The sequence below is a fragment of the Haladaptatus sp. SPP-AMP-3 genome (genome assembly GCF_049568665.1).
In the GTDB taxonomy this organism is placed as follows: Archaea; Halobacteriota; Halobacteria; order Halobacteriales; family Haladaptataceae; genus Haladaptatus; species Haladaptatus paucihalophilus.
The window spans coordinates 1,881,951-1,898,008 of record NZ_CP145897.1; the positions used below are offsets into that span (position 1 = coordinate 1,881,951).

Sequence of the window (16,058 nt, forward strand, 5' to 3'; positions counted from 1 at the left end):
GATGAAAATTGCTACGCAATGAATCTTGTGTACCCGTCCGACTAGTGAGACGGAGACGGACGAACGACGTCAGCCTTCCAGATGGATGGCCGGGCGGAGCGGGGTGGCGTGTCGCGCCTTGCCCTCGGGGTCGGGCACGTCCTCACCCTCGCGATACACCTCGACGTCGGCCTCGAACTCGCGTTCGAAGAAGTCCCGCGCGTCCTCGTACACCTCGACCTCGTTCAGGTCGGCCAGCACCGCGACCTGTTCGTCGGGGCGTTCGCGCACGTCCTCGACGAGTTTCTGGACGAGTTGGTTCACCTCGTCTCCCCTCTCGCGCAACTCCTCGTCCTGCATGACCTCGCCCATCACCGCACCGACGTTCGGGCCGGTATCGACGACGGCCGCGAGCACTGTTCGCTTCCAGTCGGCCGCGACGTACACCCGAATCGTCTCGGGGTCGGTGTCGGTCACGTCCACGATGTCGCGCACGTCGTCGGTCAACCCTTCGACCAGCGACTCCTCGATTTCGGTGACGGTGCTCTCGAAATCCGAATTCACGTCGGGCCATTCGGCCTCGGCGATGGGTTCGCCCGTCAGGCGTTCGTGCAATTCCGTCGCCATGAACGGAATGAACGGGGCCAACAGGCGCAGGCGGGCGTTCAGTACCCTCCGGAGCGTCCAGCGAGCGCCCGGCCGGTCGGTGTCGGTGCGCTTTCGGTACCACTTCAGGTGCTCCTCGAAGCCGTAGAAGGCCGCCTGACTGGCGGTACGCGTCTCGAACCGGTCCATCGCGTCGGTGGCCTCGCGGACGGTCCCCTGCAGTTTCGACAGCAACCAGCGGTCGATGCGTTGCAGGTCGCGTTCGCCCTCGGGGGCCGAGATAATCTCGTTCGCGCGGTTCCAGAACCGCCGCAGTTGGTTCCCCGTGCTCTCGACCTGCTCGCTCCGCCAGTCGTAGTCCTGCCACGGTTCCGCGCTGTTCATCAGGAAGAACCGCACGGTGTCGGCACCGTACTTCTCGATGGCGTTCTCGGGCAAAACGACGTGGCCCTTCGAGGAGGACATCTTCTCACCCTCCAGCAGACCCATGCCCATCACCGTGATTCCCCGCGGCCAGTTCGCCGGGTCGAACAGCTCGGCGTGGTGGAACAGGAAGAACGTCAGGTGGTTGCTGACCAAATCGTTCGCGGAACAGCGGTAATCGACGGGGTACCAGTAATCCCACTCCTCGCGCAGGTCGAGGGCGGTTTCGTTGGGGTCGTCAACCGCCTCGCGCCCATAAAACAACGTATCGAAGAACTCCCTGTCCAGTTCCTCGACCGGAACGTCCGAAATCCGGTGGGCGATGGTGTAGTAGGACATGTAGATGGTCGAGTCCGACAGGGGTTCGATGACGAACTCGTCGTCCCACGGCAGGCGCGTGCCCAGTCCGTAGTTACGGATGCAGGGCCACTCGTTCAACCAGTCGATGGTGTGGTCGTACTGCTCGCGGGTGTTCTCGGGAATCGCGTCCAACCCGGCGACCACCTCGTGAGCCTTCGCCTTCCACGCCTCGTCGTCGTAGCGCAGGAACCACGTGTCCTGTTCCGCGACCTCCACGTCGCCGCCGCAGCGACAGACGACCTCCTCGCTGAACTCGTGCATCGTGTCGAACGACCCCTGTCCCCGAAACTCGGCCTTCAGGTCGTCACGCGCGTCCTCCACGATTTCGCCCGCGTAGTCTCCGTACATCCCGCGCAGTTTCCCGCTGTGGAACTCGCGGTTGTACACCTCTTGGGTGGCGTCCTCCAGCGCGGGGTCCGAGGAGTCCTCGATGCCGTACTCCTCCACGGCGTCCTTCGCCGGGAACTCGCCGTAGCCTTCCACGTCGATGATGGCCTTCGGTTCGATTTCCGCGACTTCGCCGGGGTCGATGCCGTACTCCTCCATGCGCGCATCATCTACGTCTCGCGGTTCGTCACCGTCTTCTCGCGGGCTTTGCCCGCTCGAACGGTTCGCGGAACGGTGTTCCGCGCTACTCGATTTCTCCGCGGCCCGTCGCGCCGCGCTCTTCGCTTCTTGCAGGGCAACCCAGTCGTCGGGGCTGTGTGCCGGGACGGACATGACGACGCCCGTCGCGTTGTCCGCGTCCACGAAGTTCGCGGGCAGGACCAGCACGTCGTCGCCCGTGACGGGATTCGTGACGTGCTCGCCGACCAGTCGCTCGCCGGTGAAGCGGTCGTGAACCTCGACGTCGTGCGCCTGCAGTTCCAGTTTCTCCGCCGCGGATTCCGAGACGAGCCACGTCTCGCCATCGACAGCAGCCTCGACGTACTCCGCATCCGGGTCGATGTAGGCGTTCGTCACGCCGTGGACCGTCTCCGGGCGCAGCGTCGCCATCGGGACGGTGATCGCTCGCGGTTCGCTTCGCTCTCCGCTCGAACGGTTCGCGGAACGCCGTTCCGCGCTACTCGCGGATTCCGAGGCGCGCTGCGCCTCGTCGTCCCATCCGAATTTGACCAGCGTGTACTCCTGGAACTCGGCTTCCTCGCCCTCCAGCAGGTCGTGGGTCGTGACGGGATTCCCCTCGTTCGTACAGTATTTGACGGGGTGCAGGCCCTTCTCCAGCAGGCCGCGCTCCTTCAGCGTCTCGTACTGCCACGTGATGAACTTCGAGTAGCGCTCGTCGTTCGTCGTGAACTCGCGCCGCCAGTCGATGGACAGGCCCAACGACTGCATGTTCTTCTTGTAACTGTCCTCGATGAAGTGCCGGGCGAACCCCATCGGCGTCTCCATCTCCGACAGGTCCTCGTCCGAGACGTTGTAGGTGTCCTGTAAAACGGACAGCTGCTTCGGTTCGCGGTTCTTGAGGCGCTCGACCGCGCCGACGATTGGCGTCCCGGTGACGTGCCACGCGATGGGAAACAACACGTTGTCGCCCTGCAGACGGCGGTAGCGCGCCCACACGTCGGGGACGGTGTAGGTTCGCGCGTGGCCGATGTGCATGCCGCCGCTCGGATAGGGATACGGTACCGTGACGAAGGTGGCGTCTTCTCGCGGGCGTTGCTCCGCGCTATCGGAATCTGACGGGTCGACCTCGTACCGGCCCTCCTCCGCCCACCGAGACTGCCACTTCGACTCGATTTCCCGTGGCTCGTAGTCACTCATGTCCTACCGGAGACGTGCGACGGTAAAAGAAGTGTCTACCTGACAGATAATTGTGAACGGACGGAGCGGTGGTCGAACGGCGCTCACAGATGACAACGTATAGAAGCCGAACGGAACAAATAGTGAACAACCCGGATTCTCGCATGCAAACACGACGACAGTTCGACCACACGGAAATCGAGCATCGCTGGCAGGAGGCGTGGGACGACGCCGACGTCTTCCACATCCCGGACGAGGCGACCGACCCGACGTACGTCCTCGGGATGTTCCCCTACACCTCCGGCCAACTCCACATGGGCCACGTCCGTAACTACACGATAACGGACGCCTACGCCCGATACAAGCGCATGGACGGCGAGAACGTCCTCCACCCGATGGGTTGGGACTCGTTCGGTCTCCCCGCCGAGAACGCGGCCATCGAACGCGACACGAACCCGCGCGACTGGACGCTCTCGTGTATCGACACGATGCGCGAGCAGATGGAAGGGATGGGCTTCGGATACGACTGGGAGCGCGAAATCACGACCTGCCAACCCGACTACTATCGGTGGAACCAGTGGCTGTTCACCCGGTTCCGCGAGGAGGGTCTCGTCGAGCGCGAGGCCGCCGAAATCAACTGGTGTCCGTCGTGCGAGACGGTGCTCGCCGACGAGCAGGTCGAGGGCGACGCGGAACTCTGCTGGCGCTGTGACACCCCGGTCGAACAGCGCGAACTCGACCAGTGGTTCCTCAAGATAACCGAGTACGCGGACGAACTCCTCGACGACTTGGACGACCTCGACGGCTGGCCGTCCAACGTCCGGCAGATGCAGCGAAACTGGATCGGTCGCCAGCACGGGGCGACTGTCGAATTCGAGGTGAGCGAGGCAGCTACCTCGGAAACGTCGAGCGGCAAGCAGGGCGAGCCGCGAGACTACGGCCCCGTCGAGGTGTTCACCACCCGACTCGACACCATCTTCGGCGTCACGTTCTTCGCGCTCGCACCCGGCCACCCCATCGCCGAGGAACTGGCCGCGGAAGACGACGATATCGCACACTTCGTGGAGGAGGTCGCCGACCCGGAGGGCGACGAACCGCAAGGCGTCCCCACCGACCTGACCGCGACGAACCCCGCGACGGGCGAGGAGATTCCGGTGTTCGTCGCCGACTTCGTGCTCTCCGACGTGGGAACGGGCGCGCTGATGGGCGTCCCGGGTCACGACTCCCGCGACCACGCCTTTGCAACGTCGATGGACGTGGACATCGTTCCCGTCGTCGCGCCGAGCGAGGACGACGTGCCGGACGTGAGCGAGGCGGCCTACACGGAGGACGGCGCGCTCGTCAACAGCGACGATTACGACGGCCTCGACAGCGACGAGGCCCGCGAGCGGTTGGAGGGCGACATCGAGAGCGCCGCTCACGACGTGCAGTATCGCCTCCGCGACTGGGGAATCTCGCGCCAGCGCTACTGGGGAACGCCGATACCCATCATCCACTGCGAGGAGTGCGGCCCAGTCAGCGTCCCGGACGAGGACCTGCCGGTCGAACTCCCGGAGTTCGTTCGGACGACCGGTAACCCGCTGGACGCGGCCGACGAGTGGAAGCACGTGAACTGTCCCGAATGCGGTGCCGACGCGCGCCGCGAGACGGACACGATGGACACGTTCATGGACTCGTCGTGGTACTTCCTGCGGTACGTCTCGCCGCACCTCGACGACGCCCCGTTCGACACCGAACGGGCGGACGACTGGATGCCCGTGGACCGGTACGTCGGCGGCATCGAACACGCCGTCATGCACCTGCTGTACTCGCGGTTCGTGACGAAATCCCTCTCGGACATGAAACTGCTCGACCACCGCGAACCGTTCACCAACCTCGTCACGCAGGGGATGGTGCTGCTCGACGGCGATAAGATGTCGAAGAGCAAGGGCAACGTCGTCTCGCCGCAGCGCATCGTCGAGGAGTACGGTGCGGACACGGCGCGCCTGTTCACGATGCAGGCCGCACAACCGGAGAAGGACTTCGACTGGACCGAAGAGGGCGTCAAGTCGAGCTACGAGTTCCTCCAGCGCCTCGCCGGGGCGGTCGAATCGTTCGCCGAATCGACGTTCGACGGCGACCACGACGAAATCGCCGAATACGTCGAGCGCGAAATCGACGCCACCGTCGCCATCGCAAACGACGAGTTCGAATCGCTGACGTTCAACGGCGCGCTCCGCGAGACGCAGGAACTGACCTCGCTGCTCGCGCGCTACCGGGAGGAGACGTCGCCGCACGGCCCGACGCTCGAACGCGGCCTGCGAACCGTCGTCAAACTGCTGGCACCCGTCACCCCCCACATCTGCGAGGAACTGTGGAGCGATCTCGGCGGCGAGGGCTTCGTCGTCGAGGCCGAGTGGCCCGAACCGGAGTCGGACCCCGCCGAACTCGAACTCGCCCGACAGTTGGTCGAGAACACGCAAGAGGACGTCCGGCACATCATCAGCGTCGCGGACATCGACGACCCCGAGCGCATCGATATCGTCGTCGCCGCGCCGTGGCAGTTCAAGGCGCTCGATTTGGCCCGCGAGTCCGACGCCGACAACGTTATCGGCGAACTCATGCAGGAAGACGAGATACGAAAGCAGGGCGACGCGGCCGCAAAGTACGGACAGGAACTCCAACAGGAGCGACAGTCGCTCCCGGAAACGCTCTCGCCGGAGCGAGAACAGGTCGCGCTTCGACGGGCGACGTGGCTGTTCCAGCGCGAGTTCGACGCCGACGTTCGTCTGCTGACGGCCGAGGAGGCCGACGGCGACGTGGCGTCGAAGGCCCGTCCGGGTCGCCCCGCGATACACATCGACTGAGCGACCCGTCCATCGACTGCAACGTTTTTAGGGACCCGCTCCGTCGGCCAGCTCGTGGGCGAGTTCGCCGAGACTGTACGCGATTACGTCCGCGATACCCTCGCCGAGCGACTGCCGCGGTTCGACTGGGAGACCGAGCATCGAATCCGACGAACGCCCGTCGATGTCGTCGGGCGAACCGACGACCGCTTCGTCGCCGTCGAACTGGAGTGGCGCAGGGCCGACCCCGTGAACAACACGGCGAAACTGTTCTACCACGTCGATTCGGGCGAGTTGGACGGGTACGACCGAATTTCGGTCGTACAGGTGTTTACGGGGTACTACGACCTGTCGTCGGGCGGCGTCTCCTCGAAGCGCGAAATCGCGGAGTTCGTCGGGACCGTCACGGCCGATTCGTTCGAGCACGTCTCGTTTTCCCCCGTGACGTTCGGACTCGAACCGCCGAAGCGAGGTAGCGGGTGGCCCGACGGATGGCGGGCCGTCGCGGACGAGACGGTTCGAGAAATCGTTCGAGACATCTGAATCGGTCGAGGAAAAATCAGCGACGCTTATTTCAAGACGGCGAGGTCGTCGTCGAGCATCTCCTGCAGGACGTCCCGAGCGTGGCCGTCGGGGTCCACGCCGGGGTAGAACGCCTGTACTTCCCCGTCCGCGACGACGAACGTCGTTCGCGGGGTGAAGCCGTTTTCGACTTCGACGCCGAACGCGTCCGCGATGTCGCCGTCGGGGTCGGCCAGCAGGTCGAAGTCGAGGTCGAACTTCTCGGCGAACGCCTCGTGGCTCTCCACGTCGTCGGTGGAGACGCCGTACACGGTCACGCCCGCGTCGTGATACGTCTCCAGTTCCACGTTGAACTGCTTCGCCTCGACGGTGCATCCCGGCGTGTCGTCGCGCGGATAGAAGTACACGACCGTCGGTTCCTCGAAGGACGGGGAAACCGTCTCGCCGTGCTGATTCTTCGCGGTTATCTCGGGTGCGTCGTCGCCTGCATCGAGCGTCATACACGGCGATTGCGGCCGAATCGACAAGCCGTTTGTGGTCCCGGAATCAGTTGACTTCGATGTCGTGGGACTCGTCGCCGCCGCTCGCCTTCGGGAGCGTCACGGTCAGCACGCCGTTTTGATACTCCGCCGAGACGCTCGATTCGTCCACCGCTTCGGGGAGCGTCAGCGTTCGACTCATCGACTGCTGGCGTCGCTCGCGTCGGAGGTAATCCTCGTCGCCCTCCTCGGTTTCGGCCCCGCTCTCGGCCGCGATTCGGAGGCGGTCGCCCCGAAGCGAGATGTCGATGTCGTCCTTCTCGAATCCCGGCAGGTCGGCGGTCACGACGAACGTCTCGTCGTGGTCGGCCACGTCGAGGGACATGCCGCCGGGTTGCCAGCCCATCCCCTTGGAACCGAACTGGTCACCCATCGTCTCGAACTGGCGGCCCATTCGTTCGAACAACTCTTCGATTTCGTCGAAAGGATTTCTTCGTCCGGCCATTGTATCGCCTCGTCGGACGTTCGACGCGCGACGGCTTAAAAATTCACGCCGACCGACATCAGCGACGGCAGCGAACGCCACCACACTGTCACAGCGACCGACAGACGGCCGTTAGCCGTCGAGGACGTGTTGGGTATCGTACGAGCCGAGGCGACGCACCCACCCGTTTTCGGCGAGGGATTCGACCTCCGCGAGGGCTTCCTCCGCGCGCTCCTCGTACAGCCCCGCCTCGAAATCGAGATGGAACACGTAGTCGCCCAGTCGTTCGCCGCTCGGGCGCGACTCGACGCGGGTGAGGTTGATGGCGCGCTCTGCGAACGGTTCGAGCAGCGAGAGCAACAGGCCCGGATAGTTCGCGCCGGGATAGACGACCAGCGAGGATTTTCCTCCCGCGCGTGAGCGCTCGTCCGCGGGCGCGACGACGAAGAAACGGGTCGCGTTCGACGTTCGTTCCTGGATGTCTTCCGCCAGAACCTCCAACTCCTCGGCGTTGTCGGGGTGAGCGATGGCGGCGACGGACGGGTCGGCGCGGGCGTGTTCGACGCCGCGGGCGGTGCTCGTCACCGCCTCCCGCTTCGCGTCGGGGTATTCGGTTTCGAGGTAGGACCGACACTGGGCGAGCGCCTGCGCGTGGCTGGCGACCGTATCGAACTCCGCGCTCTGTGCCATCAGGGCGTGTCGAATCGGCGTCACGAGTTCGCGGACGACCGCGACGTCGTTGTCGGCGAGGGCGTCCAGCGTTCCCGTAACGCTTCCCTCGATGCTGTTCTCGATGGGGACGACGCCGCGGGGATAATCGCCGTCGGCGACCGCCTCGACGATGCCGGTGACGGACTCCAGAAACTCGACGTCCTCCGCGACCGCGCTCGCGGCCCGGTGTGAGTACGTGCCCGCCGGTCCGAGGGTAACTGCTTGCATGCCGGGGGATTTCGGTCGGGTGGTCAAAAGCCCGTCGGGGACGGTAGATTATGCGTGTTCCGCCGCGGTCGTCCGGTCCACCAGCTCGTAGAAGCCGCTGGATCCATCTCGTTCCTCCCGGTTTCGATACACGAAGGCGAGTTCTTCGGCCTCGAACTCCCGCAGCCATTCGCGCCAGCTGACGGTCGATAGTTCGTCGTCGTCCGTGTCCGGAAACCGGATTCGAAGATACCCGACGCTGTGGTCGCACGTCTCGGCGGTCGCCGGACTGCCGTCGTGTTTCTCCACCCACTTCGTTATCGTCTCGTGGTTCGTCGTCACCTGCCCGCGATTCGTATCGGTTTCGTCCAGTAGCATGGATTTTCTCGTGTCTATCGTTTATTTAACGTATTCCCGCCTGAGTTCCGTGGTTGCACATTCAAGGACGATTTACTGTCGCCTTCCGACCACGATATCGAAGAGAACGAGACGCCGACGAAACCCGAGACGGCGGTCGGATTTAAGGCGAAGAACGGAGAAGGGTCAGCCATGGTGAGTGATTCAGGAGAGAAGCCCGACGAGGATATCGACGTGGAAAAAGTCGAACTCGGACAGCCGGTTCACGACGAGGACGGAAACAAACTCGGTACCATCCGTGGGTTCGACGAGGACGGGTTCTACGTCACGATGCGAGAGGGCTACGAAGCGCTCTCCATCGGTCACGCACGCGCTGGTCACGATTTCGGTGAAGCGGAACTGATGTGGCGCTGTGCGGACTGCGGCGAGATGGGCGACTTGGACGACAACCTGCCGGACACCTGTCCCAACTGCGGCGCGCCGAAAGAGAACCTCTACTACTGGACGGAAGACTGAGACGAAACCGGCAGACGCCCTACTTTTTCACCCACCGCTTCCTCGGTCGAGTATGAACTTCGTCGTGTTCGGTGCGGGAAGCCTCGGAACGTTGGTCGGCGGCTTGCTCGCCCGCGAACACGCGGTGACGCTCGTCGCCCGCGACCCGCACGCGACCGCCGTCCGCGAATCCGGGCTCTCCGTCGCGGGCGAATTCGACTTCCTCGTCGGACCGGACGCGACCACCGACGGAACCGACCTCCGCGCGGATTGCGCCATCGTGACCGTCAAAGCGTTTCACACCGAAACCGCCGCGCGCGAGTTGGCGACGGGCGAGTTCGACGCCGTGCTGTCGCTCCAGAACGGGATGGGAAACGAGGACCGACTCGCGGCGCACCTCGACTGCCCCGTTCTCGCCGGAACCGCGACTTACGGCGCGGTCCTGACCGAACCGGGCCGCGTCGAATGTACCGGAATCGGCGAGGTCGTCCTCGGGGCACGCGACGGCGGGCAGTCCGACCCGGCCGACCGCATCGGAACCGCGTTCTCCGCGGCGGAAATCGAGACGACCGTCGCGGACGACATGCCCCGACGGTTGTGGGAAAAGCTCGCCGTGAACGCGGGCATCAACCCGACGACGGCCCTCGCGCGGGTGGAAAACGGTGCGCTTCGCTCCGGCGACGCTGAGGAAATCGCCGCGACGGCGGCCCGTGAAACGGCCGCCGTCGCCCGAGCGGAGGGCGTCGAACTACCCGACGAGGACGCGGTGGCGGCGGTGCGGACGGTCGCCGAGGCGACCGCCGCGAACACCTCCTCGATGCGCCAAGACGTCGAGGCGGGCCGCCGAACCGAAATCGACGCGATAAACGGCTACGTCGTCGCACGCGGGAAAAAGCGGGATATCGACACGCCCATCAACCGAACGCTCGCCGGACTCGTGAAAGCGTGGGAGCGGGAGAAGGGACCGTAGAGAGGACAGAACGTAAGGAGCACAGAACTCGAGAGATGCGGAACGGAGGAAGTGCCGGAACGCAAGAGGTGCGGAACGGAGGGAGTGCGGTGGTCTTATGAGCGCATGATGACGAACAACGATGCGATGCCGCCGATGAGGAGGACGAACCAGTAACTCGCCACGCGATAGACGATGGCGGCGGCCACGCCCGAACTCCACGGAATCGCCGGAACGAGCGCGACGATGAGGACGGTCAGCGCCGCCTCGACGCCCGCCAGTCCGCCCGGCGTCGGCGTCAGTCCGGCCAACGTGCTCGCCGGAACGATGAAGAGCACGAGCACCAGCGGGAGCGGCAGGCCGAGCGCCCGTCCCGCAAAGTACAGCGGCAGGGCGAAGAAAATCCAGCCGGTGTACGAGAAGACGAGCGCGAACAGCAGTTCGCGCGGCTCGTTTGCGATTCGTTCGAGGGAATTGTAGAAGCGGTCGATGCGTTTTCGAATCCCCTCGACGGTGATGCGAGACGTGCGAGTCGCAATCGGGGCCGCGAGTCGAATCACGAGGTCCTCGACGCGCTGTCGATACCGCCATCCGACGTACGCAATCGCCGGGACGCCGAACGCCAGCACCACGAGTCCCTGCGCGAGCGTCTTCGCGTTGTCGGGGAGCGACGCGCGGATGAGCAGGTAGCTCAGGCCGAGCGCCGCGAAGTTGAAGAACGGCAGGAGGTTGAGCAGGTCCGCCGTCACGACGCTCGCGAGACTATCCTCGTAACTCGCCTCCGTGTCCCGCGAGAGGATGTAGGCGATGAACGGCTCGCCGCCAGCCTGCCCTAACGGGGTGACGTAGTTGGCGAACGTCGCCGCGAGGTAGGTGACGACGAGGCGTCGAAACTCGACTTGGATGTCGAGCACCGCGAGGACGATCTGCCACGCCTTTCCCCACGCGGCGAGGCCGAGAAACGTCGAAAGGCACGCCACCCAGACCCACGTGTAGTCCGCGCCCTCCAAGGTGTCGAGTACCCGCCGCCACCCGGAGGCGACGACGAGCAGGTAGATGAGGACGACCGCGACGACGAACCCCAGCAGTAGCTTACCGGTCCCCAATCGCTCCGACAGTCCTGCGGACAGCGCCTTCCCGCCGTCCGGAGCCGACTTGTCCGTCACGTTAGTCGATGTAACCGAGGTCTTGGAGTCGGTCCTTGGCGTCGTCGCTCATGTCGCCGAGCACGTCGTCGTCGGAGACCTCCTTCCACTCGCCGCCGACCGTCTCCTCGAACGCGGAGAGGGCGGCTTCGAGTTCGACCTCTTCCTCGGTTCCATCGCCCGTTACGTCGTTCAACTCGCCGGGGTCGTCGTCCAGTTTGTAGAACTCGTCCTCGATGCGCTCGTTACGTATGTATTTGGCGTCCGGCCGCCGCGCGGCCCGCATCCGCGAGTAGAAGCGCGAGTTTTCGTCCAGCGTGATGTTCGCGCGCTTCGCCTTCTCCTCCAGCTGTTTCAGTTCGACCACCGGACGGTAGTACTCCACGAACGCACACTCGCCGTCACCCGGCACGTCCTCGGCGAACGCGCGGTAGTCGGCGTTGAGAAGCGACCGTGCCTCTTCGAGCGGTCGGGTCGAGTTCGACCCGGAGACGCCCGTGTGGTCGAGGACGGTGTGGTACAGGTCGATGAGTTCGACCTGTTCGTCGCTCACGCCGGGGTCCATCTCGGGATGCTTGACCATCAGCGGGACGTTGACGAGCGGGTCGTAGATGCAGAATTCGTGGCCGTACAGGTCGTGTTCGCCGTGCAGTTCGCCGTGGTCCGCACAGACGACGACCATCGTGTCGTCCCACTCGTCGTTCTCCTTGAGCCACGAGAAGAGACGCTGAAGTTGGTCGTCGATGTGGCGGATTTCGGCGTCGTAGAGGCCCTGAATCGCGCCCCACTCCTTCTCGCTGATGTCGCGCGCACCGCAGTTGTACTCCTTCGAGTTCTGGCACACCTTCGTCGAATCGACGTTGGGCGCGAACTCCTTGCGGTACTCCTTGGGCGGATGGTACGGCAGGTGGGCGTCCATCAGGTTGATGAACGAGAAGTACGGACCGTCCGAGTCGTCGATGAACTCGATGGTCTGGTCGATGACCTGCGGCGTCTTCGAGTCCGCACCGTCGCCGCTGGCGAGGTACTCGTGAGCCACGTTGCCGAGGCTGACCAGTTTGTCCGCGACCTTCCGAAGCGACTCGTTGTCGTTCATCGTCTTCCACGCCTTCGCCATCGGCCCCGAGAGGAAGTCCCCCGGCATCACTTCGAAGAAGTTGTCTTGGTCGTCGAAGCCGTCCGTTAGGTGCGTGTACGGCGTAATCCACGCGTTAGAGGAGTAACACGCCGTGTCGTATCCGGCGGCGGAGAGGGTCTGTGCGAGCGTCGTCGCCCCCTCAAGATAGGGATTTTCTTGGCTCGCGCCGTGTTCGCTGGGATACATTCCAGTGAACAGGGAGGCATGCACCGGTAGGGTCCAAGGAGCGGGAGAAACCGCTTGCTCGAAGACGGTCGCTTCCTCCGCGAACCGTTCGAGGCCCGGCGTCGTCGGGCGGTCGTATCCGTAGACGGAGAGGTGGTCCTTACGCACCGTGTCCATCACAACGAATACGACGTTTTGCGCCGCGGCGTCGTCGTTCGTCATACTGTCGCCTGCTACACCGTCCGGTGGGATAAATATCGTGATTCAGCGCCTGGAATCGGCCGAAAGCTAAAAATATAACCCTTAGAAGGGAGCCTGGGGTCCCTCGTCGTCGTCACCGTCGCCGCTCGACTCGCCGGGGAAGGAGGGACTCATGCCGCCGCCCATTCCGCCGTCGCCGCCCATGCCGGTTTCGGCGATGACCTTGTTGATTTCGGGGATCTCCTTGACCATTCGGCTCTTGATGGCCTGAATCGTCATCGGGGAGATGCCACAGCCGCTGCATGCGCCGCCCAGCATGATGGTGACTTCGCCGGTTTCGCGGTCGATCTGCTGGATTGCAGCACTCCCGCCGTGCATCTGAATCTGCGGGAAGTTACGGCGCAGGAAGTTGCTGACCCGTTCTTCGAGGTCGTCTCCGTCTTCCTGAGTCTCGGTGCTCATGTGTCGGGATATGGTGCCAGCATCCTTAGGCCTTTCCACTGGCTCACGGTCGAAATCCGGCACGAATCGCCGATGAGTCGTGACTTTTCGGGGATTTCAACGAGGTAGAAAACCGCAGCGTCGTCAGTTTTCGTCCGGGTCGGTCGGGTCGAATCCGAACACACGTGCCAGTTCGTACTCCAACCGCTCGACGTACACCGAAAGCGTCTCTTCGAGTTTCTCGTCCGCCACGACGACGCTCCGCACGCGGTCGGTCGGGTTCTCGGGGAGTTCGATGCGGAACTCGCCGTCCCCCTCGTAGAACGGCTCGCTCTCGTTCAGCACCTCCTGGTCGATAGCGTGGATGAGTTTGGAATCGTACCGCTCGTTCATGTAGCTGAAGGCGTTCTTGTACCCGCGCTGAAGTTCGTTGAAGTAGTGGGCGTACTTGTCCTCGAACTTTTCGGCGTCGAACTCGGTCATGGCTGGAACGTGGGGAGGAGGAAGTAAAAATGCGGGCGATTCGAGTGCCGCGGTCTCCAAACCGAGAGGGATTATGTCATACGAAACAAAGATCATGGTATGCCCGAAGTCACGCTCATAGACCGCGGCCGCGTTCGCGCCGACACCGCCTACGTCATCGACGGCTATTCGATGGCGAGCGCAGAGAACCCGAACCCCGACCACGAACGCATCGACTTCGTGGTCTGGAACGCCGTCGTCGAGACGAACGACGGGACGTACCTCTGGGACACCGGCTGTCCCGAAAACGCGGAAGAGTACTGGCCCGACCCGCTGTACGGCGCGTTCGAAGCCTACGACGCCGCGGAGCACGCCCTCGAAGACGACCTTTCCGACGCTGGATACGAACTCGACGACATCGACGCCGTCGTGATGAGCCATCTCCACCTCGACCACGCCGGGCAACTCGGGGCGTTCGAGGGCCGCGACGTCCCCGTCTACGTGCACGAGGAGGAACTGAAGTTCGCCTACTACTCCGCGAAGACGGACGATGGGTCGATAGCCTACCTCGCCTCGGATTTCGACCGCGATTTGAACTGGAACATCGTCCACCGCGATACGCACACCGTGACCGACGGGTTCGAACTCCTCCACTTACCGGGACACACGCCCGGCGTGCTCGGCGCGCGAATCGAGACGGACGACGGAAGCCTCCTCATCGCGGGCGACGAAGCCTACGTCAATGCGAACTACGCCGACGAGGTTCCGCTCGGTCCCGGTCTCCTCTGGAGCGAACGCGCGTGGCGCGACAGCCTGTACACCCTGAAGGAACTCGAACGAGTCCACGACGCGGACGTGCTTCACGGCCACGACCTGGAACGGTTCGAGGAACTGGCGACGAAATACTGAACACCGATATCGAGTTCGAAAACCTACCCGAGTTGCTCGCCGACCAGTTCGTCGGCGTGTTCGACGAACGCTTTCTCCTTCCCTTTCGGAACCGTCGCACCCGCCGCGACGTTGTGGCCGCCGCCGTCACCGCCGACGGCTTGAGAGGCCGTTTTCATCACGACCGAGAGGTCCAATCCCTTGCGGGTGAGGGCTGGCGTCCCGCGTGCGGAGACTTTGACCTCCTCGTCGTTCTTCTCGGCAAAGGCGAGAATCGGGACGTTCCGGTCGATGCCGTTCGCGCCCACCGCCATGCCCGCCACGATGCCGACGATGGTTTCGCGCACCCTGTCTTCCGCGTGGAACCACTGGACGTGTTCCTCCTTCGTGACGCCCTCCGATTGGACCCAACTGATGGCCTCCGAGAGGTTTCGTCGGTGATTTTTCAGGAGCGTCCGCGCCCGCTCCAAGGCGGCGTCCCGGTCGCCGAGACAGACCGCGAGACCGACGTCCGCCCGGTCGTAGCGCGCCGTGGCGTTGAGCAAAGTGGAAAACTCGCTCACGTCGCGGAGTTCGGTCCCCTCGGGTTCCGCGGCGAGCGTGTAGGTGGTGCCGACCAGTCCCTCGATTTTGCTCGCCGAAACGCCCTTTCGCATCGCGCGCTGGACGAGCGCGCTGGCGACGGTCTGGCGTTCGTCGGCCGTCAAATCGACCCAGCGCCGCCAGTCGCCGTCCTCCTTGAGGTCGATGCCGACGCCATCGAGGAACCGGAGGACGCCGTTCTGGTCGTTCGAGATGCCGGGGATGTACACGTCCGTCGCGTACTCCAGTAGTTTCGGTAGCGGACGCGTCTGTTTGCCGTACAGCGCGAGGTCGGTGCCGGTTTCGACGACGCCCGCGTCGATTCCCTCCTCCACGATACCCGTGTTCGCGCCGACGAGTTCGCCGTCCGAAATCTGCATGTCGCCGACCGCGCCGACGACGGCGAGCGCCGCGAGGTCCCGATTGTCTCCGTCCTCGGGTTCGAGGGCACGGGCGAGGACGTAACTCGCACCCGCACCCGAGAGTTCGGACGAACCGTCGAGACCGAACAGGAGCGGATTGAGATGAAACTCCGTGTCCGCGTCCGCCGGTTGGTGGTGGTCCGCGATGACGGGTTCGAAGTCGCCCGCCGACTCGTGTTCCGCGATGATATCGAGTTGCCCGCTGCCAAAGTCGGTGAAGAGGACGGTCTCGTGGTCGGTCGCCGCGATTGCCGCGAGCGCCTCGGCGTCGAGCTGTTTGCAGAACACCGTTTCGAACGGAAGTTCCGCGCGTTCGAGGGCGGATGATGCGATGGCCGCACTCGTCAACCCGTCGGCGTCGATGTGCGAGGCGAGCAGTACATCGTCCGCGTCGCGTAATCGGTCCGCACAGGCCGCCGCACGCGCGCTCAATTCCGGAACTGGGCCGCTCATAGATAGGTCCTTGTCACGGCT

General features: G+C 64.1%; 15 protein-coding genes. 5 read left to right on the forward strand and 10 right to left on the reverse strand.

Going from position 1 to position 16,058, the window contains the following annotated elements; all coding sequences use genetic code 11:
• Nucleotides 1-69 precede the first annotated feature (69 nt).
• A complete protein-coding gene (locus V5735_RS10520) occupies nt 70-3,132 on the reverse strand; it encodes a leucine--tRNA ligase (RefSeq protein ID WP_423743476.1) in 3,063 nt (1,020 codons plus the stop codon).
• Nucleotides 3,133-3,275: 143 nt separating this feature from the next.
• Here V5735_RS10520 and leuS point away from each other — a divergent pair, with 143 nt between their 5' ends.
• A complete protein-coding gene (gene leuS, locus V5735_RS10525) occupies nt 3,276-5,957 on the forward strand; it encodes a leucine--tRNA ligase (RefSeq protein WP_423743477.1) in 2,682 nt (893 codons plus the stop codon).
• Between the two features lie 54 nt (nt 5,958-6,011).
• Nucleotides 6,012-6,479 (forward strand): hypothetical protein, encoded by a 468-nt coding sequence (locus V5735_RS10530; protein ID WP_423743478.1) that lies wholly within the window; start codon nt 6,012-6,014, stop codon nt 6,477-6,479.
• Between the two features lie 26 nt (nt 6,480-6,505).
• Here V5735_RS10530 and V5735_RS10535 read toward each other — a convergent pair whose 3' ends face one another.
• The 4 genes from V5735_RS10535 to V5735_RS10550 all read right to left on the reverse strand — a co-directional run bounded on the left by V5735_RS10535 (nt 6,506) and on the right by V5735_RS10550 (nt 8,717).
• Entirely contained in the window at nt 6,506-6,958 is a 453-nt protein-coding gene (locus V5735_RS10535; RefSeq protein WP_423743479.1) for a peroxiredoxin, read from the reverse strand.
• Nucleotides 6,959-7,004: 46 nt separating this feature from the next.
• On the reverse strand, nt 7,005-7,442 hold the full coding sequence (locus tag V5735_RS10540) for an Hsp20/alpha crystallin family protein (RefSeq protein ID WP_423743480.1): 438 nt from the start codon (nt 7,440-7,442) through the stop codon (nt 7,005-7,007).
• A gap of 111 nt (nt 7,443-7,553) precedes the next feature.
• Nucleotides 7,554-8,360: a prephenate dehydratase gene (gene pheA / locus V5735_RS10545; RefSeq protein ID WP_423743481.1), complete on the reverse strand. Its 807-nt coding sequence runs from the start codon at nt 8,358-8,360 to the stop codon at nt 7,554-7,556.
• A 48-nt stretch (nt 8,361-8,408) separates the two neighbouring features.
• Nucleotides 8,409-8,717 (reverse strand): hypothetical protein, encoded by a 309-nt coding sequence (locus V5735_RS10550; protein WP_423743482.1) that lies wholly within the window; start codon nt 8,715-8,717, stop codon nt 8,409-8,411.
• Nucleotides 8,718-8,888: 171 nt separating this feature from the next.
• On the opposite strand from V5735_RS10550, the gene V5735_RS10555 reads away from it, so the two are divergent.
• Together V5735_RS10555 and V5735_RS10560 are read left to right on the forward strand one after the other, a co-directional pair.
• Entirely contained in the window at nt 8,889-9,212 is a 324-nt protein-coding gene (locus V5735_RS10555; protein ID WP_423743483.1) for a DUF7130 family rubredoxin-like protein, read from the forward strand.
• A gap of 52 nt (nt 9,213-9,264) precedes the next feature.
• Entirely contained in the window at nt 9,265-10,161 is an 897-nt protein-coding gene (locus V5735_RS10560) for a ketopantoate reductase family protein (protein WP_423743484.1), read from the forward strand.
• Between the two features lie 95 nt (nt 10,162-10,256).
• Here V5735_RS10560 and V5735_RS10565 read toward each other — a convergent pair whose 3' ends face one another.
• The 4 genes from V5735_RS10565 to V5735_RS10580 all read right to left on the reverse strand — a co-directional run bounded on the left by V5735_RS10565 (nt 10,257) and on the right by V5735_RS10580 (nt 13,713).
• Nucleotides 10,257-11,306 carry a lysylphosphatidylglycerol synthase transmembrane domain-containing protein gene (locus V5735_RS10565; RefSeq protein WP_423743485.1) on the reverse strand — a complete coding sequence of 350 codons (1,050 nt, stop codon included), beginning with the start codon at nt 11,304-11,306 and terminating at the stop codon, nt 10,257-10,259.
• A 1-nt stretch (nt 11,307) separates the two neighbouring features.
• Entirely contained in the window at nt 11,308-12,810 is a 1,503-nt protein-coding gene (locus V5735_RS10570) for a sulfatase (RefSeq protein WP_423743486.1), read from the reverse strand.
• Between the two features lie 81 nt (nt 12,811-12,891).
• Nucleotides 12,892-13,251, reverse strand: a complete 360-nt coding sequence (locus tag V5735_RS10575; protein ID WP_231186274.1) for a NifU family protein — start codon at nt 13,249-13,251, stop codon at nt 12,892-12,894.
• 123 nt (nt 13,252-13,374) lie between these two features.
• On the reverse strand, nt 13,375-13,713 hold the full coding sequence (locus tag V5735_RS10580) for a DUF5783 family protein (protein ID WP_423743487.1): 339 nt from the start codon (nt 13,711-13,713) through the stop codon (nt 13,375-13,377).
• A 99-nt stretch (nt 13,714-13,812) separates the two neighbouring features.
• Here V5735_RS10580 and V5735_RS10585 point away from each other — a divergent pair, with 99 nt between their 5' ends.
• Entirely contained in the window at nt 13,813-14,601 is a 789-nt protein-coding gene (locus tag V5735_RS10585; protein WP_423743488.1) for an N-acyl homoserine lactonase family protein, read from the forward strand.
• 23 nt (nt 14,602-14,624) lie between these two features.
• Here V5735_RS10585 and V5735_RS10590 read toward each other — a convergent pair whose 3' ends face one another.
• A complete protein-coding gene (locus V5735_RS10590) occupies nt 14,625-16,037 on the reverse strand; it encodes a DHH family phosphoesterase (protein ID WP_423743489.1) in 1,413 nt (470 codons plus the stop codon).
• Nucleotides 16,038-16,058 lie beyond the last annotated feature (21 nt).

Bases quoted from the DNA above. Each gene is read 5' to 3' on its own strand.
- V5735_RS10520 (WP_423743476.1), bottom strand. From the start codon at position 3,132: ATGAGTGACTACGAGCCACGGGAAATCGAGTCGAAGTGGCAGTCTCGG.
- leuS (WP_423743477.1), top strand. From the start codon at position 3,276: ATGCAAACACGACGACAGTTCGACCACACGGAAATCGAGCATCGCTGG.
- V5735_RS10535 (WP_423743479.1), bottom strand. From the start codon at position 6,958: ATGACGCTCGATGCAGGCGACGACGCACCCGAGATAACCGCGAAGAAT.
- V5735_RS10540 (WP_423743480.1), bottom strand. From the start codon at position 7,442: ATGGCCGGACGAAGAAATCCTTTCGACGAAATCGAAGAGTTGTTCGAA.
- pheA (WP_423743481.1), bottom strand. From the start codon at position 8,360: ATGCAAGCAGTTACCCTCGGACCGGCGGGCACGTACTCACACCGGGCC.
- V5735_RS10550 (WP_423743482.1), bottom strand. From the start codon at position 8,717: ATGCTACTGGACGAAACCGATACGAATCGCGGGCAGGTGACGACGAAC.
- V5735_RS10555 (WP_423743483.1), top strand. From the start codon at position 8,889: ATGGTGAGTGATTCAGGAGAGAAGCCCGACGAGGATATCGACGTGGAA.
- V5735_RS10560 (WP_423743484.1), top strand. From the start codon at position 9,265: ATGAACTTCGTCGTGTTCGGTGCGGGAAGCCTCGGAACGTTGGTCGGC.
- V5735_RS10570 (WP_423743486.1), bottom strand. From the start codon at position 12,810: ATGACGAACGACGACGCCGCGGCGCAAAACGTCGTATTCGTTGTGATG.
- V5735_RS10575 (WP_231186274.1), bottom strand. From the start codon at position 13,251: ATGAGCACCGAGACTCAGGAAGACGGAGACGACCTCGAAGAACGGGTC.
- V5735_RS10580 (WP_423743487.1), bottom strand. From the start codon at position 13,713: ATGACCGAGTTCGACGCCGAAAAGTTCGAGGACAAGTACGCCCACTAC.
- V5735_RS10585 (WP_423743488.1), top strand. From the start codon at position 13,813: ATGCCCGAAGTCACGCTCATAGACCGCGGCCGCGTTCGCGCCGACACC.
- V5735_RS10590 (WP_423743489.1), bottom strand. From the start codon at position 16,037: ATGAGCGGCCCAGTTCCGGAATTGAGCGCGCGTGCGGCGGCCTGTGCG.